This is a genomic window from Shewanella sp. 11B5 (assembly GCF_002836795.1).
In the GTDB taxonomy this organism is placed as follows: Bacteria; Pseudomonadota; Gammaproteobacteria; order Enterobacterales; family Shewanellaceae; genus Shewanella; species Shewanella frigidimarina.
The window spans coordinates 1-2,279 of the sequence record NZ_PJAP01001106.1; the positions used below are offsets into that span (position 1 = coordinate 1).

The window sequence follows — 2,279 nt, forward strand, 5'->3', positions numbered from 1 at the left end:
GAGATACTGAGATTACGGCCAAAAGAAGCGTGATGTTTGCGAGATCTCATTAGCAGGTTCCGTTGGCGTTGGATTTTCCAAACTTTGAATTTGGGTCACCTTAAATTGCACTGTTTGTTGGGTGCTATCACTCGTACGGTCACTCAGGCGGCCACTGAGGGTCAACGGATAATCCAGTTGTTCTGCAGGTTTTATCGCAATCAAGCTGTCGGTGACTATTTGCAATGTTTGCTTTTGGGGATCGTCATTGCTGATACTGATTTGATAAAAAGCCATTTGTTGAGTTTTATTGCGAATTTTAAGTTGATAACTGTTTTCAACCTGATCGATGCCCACTTGACGATACAAGGTTTGGCGGTCGCGGATAACATTGAGCTGTATATGGCTTAAGTGACTTAAATCACTAATAATCAGCACAATCATGATCAGTAATGCACTGGCGTAACCAAGCGATTTTAGCGACAACAGGCTGGCTTTTGGTTGTCCTTTTAAGGCATTTTCGCTGGTAAAGCTGATTAAATTGGGTGCATAGCCAAATTTTTCCATGGTTTGATTACATGCATCAACACAGGCACCGCAGTTAATACATTCGTATTGCAAACCGTTACGAATATCAATCCCAGTGGGGCAAACGTCAACACACAAATTACAGTCTACACAGTCACCTAACTCCGTTTTTTGTGAGCGCTTACGTGGCCCACGAGATTCTCCTCGCTCAGCATCATAGCTCACTGTTTTAGTATTGGCGTCAAACATCACCGCTTGAAAACGCGAGTAAGGACAACAATGCAAACACATCATTTCACGCATCCAGCCGGCATTTAAATAAGTGCATATGGCAAAAAACCACACCCAGGTGCCAGTCCAAAAACCACTACTCATGCTAAAAATATCAACATATAACTCGCGTGCAGGCATAAAATAACCAATAAACCCGCAGCCGGTTAGCAAGGCAAACACTATCCACACCGCATGCTTCGTCACTCGTTTACGCACTTTACTCAGTGACCATGGCGCTTTGTCTAATGCCGCTCGATGATGATGATTGCCCTCTACCTTGGCTTCAACCCACATATATATAAAGGTCCATGCGGTTTGCGGACACAAAAAGCCACACCAAACTCGGCCCCAATAAACGGTGACAAAAAATAATGCAAAAGCCGCGGCCATAAAAAACCACGCTAATACGGTAAAGTCTTGTGGCCACAAAGTGATATTGAAGAAAAAGAATTGCTGTTCGGTTACATCAAACAGAATGGCTTGTCGGCCTTGATAATTGATAAATGGGATCAGGAAAAAAATCGCAATCAGTAAAGTATTACTGTGCTGACGCAGCCGTTGAAATACGCCTTTCTGTTCACGAACATGAATTTTTGTCGACGGCGTAGCAATTTGCACCACTGGAATCCGTTGTGAAACGGCAGCTTTATCAACTGACGATGTCGCTGATGGAGTTTGAGATGATGACTTAGGCATGAATGTATTCCTATAACACAATATTGCCCTGCTGTAGCAAAGACTAAGCCAACTCAAATATAAATATAATCTACTGATTTTAAACAATTAAAATCAGTAGATTATAAAACAAAGTCACGACATATCGATTTTTACGCGATATATCGTGACTTAATAAAATACATGATAAAAAATTAGCGACTAATAGCTAACTTTTTCATCCTAGATCGTAAGGTACTCGCAGGCATATCTAACATCGCAGCAGCACCAGACGGACCAGAAATACGCCAGTGGCTAGCATTTAATATCGCAATAATATGCGCAGCTTCGGCTTGTGCCATGGTTAACGTGCTGGTAGCTAACGGAGTTGTAACCGCTACAGGTAAAGTATTAAACAGCAAATGACCGCTTTGCGATAAAATCATTTCTCGCTCAATCAGGTTTTGTAGCTCACGTACGTTACCGGGCCAGGAGTATTGCTGTAAGTTCTTCAACCCTTTAGCACTCACTTTAGTGATTTTTTTACCAAGCTTTTTACTCAGCGATGCGACTAAATCACTGACTAATTGCGGAATATCTTCGCGGCGCTCTCGTAACGGCGGCACAGTTATTGGAAACACATTCAAGCGGTAATATAAGTCCATGCGAAATAAGCCTTGCTCTACTCGCGCGGCTAAATCGTGATGGGTGGCAGCCACTAAGCGAATATTGACCTTAATGGTTTCACTACTGCCAACGCGCTCGAAGCTTTGCTCTTGAATTACCCGTAACAATTTAGATTGTGCCGATAAACTCAGTTCAGCAATTTCATCTAAAAATAAGGT

General features: G+C 42.4%; 2 protein-coding genes. Both read right to left on the reverse strand.

What is annotated here, in order from left to right; all coding sequences use genetic code 11:
* Positions 1-12 precede the first annotated feature (12 nt).
* Positions 13-1,476, reverse strand: a complete 1,464-nt coding sequence (gene ccoG, locus CXF78_RS20815; protein ID WP_102037834.1) for a cytochrome c oxidase accessory protein CcoG — start codon at positions 1,474-1,476, stop codon at positions 13-15.
* Between the two features lie 173 nt (positions 1,477-1,649).
* Positions 1,650-2,279, reverse strand: a 630-nt coding sequence (locus CXF78_RS20820; RefSeq protein WP_145991604.1) for a sigma 54-interacting transcriptional regulator, incomplete at its 5' end; no start/stop codon positions are given.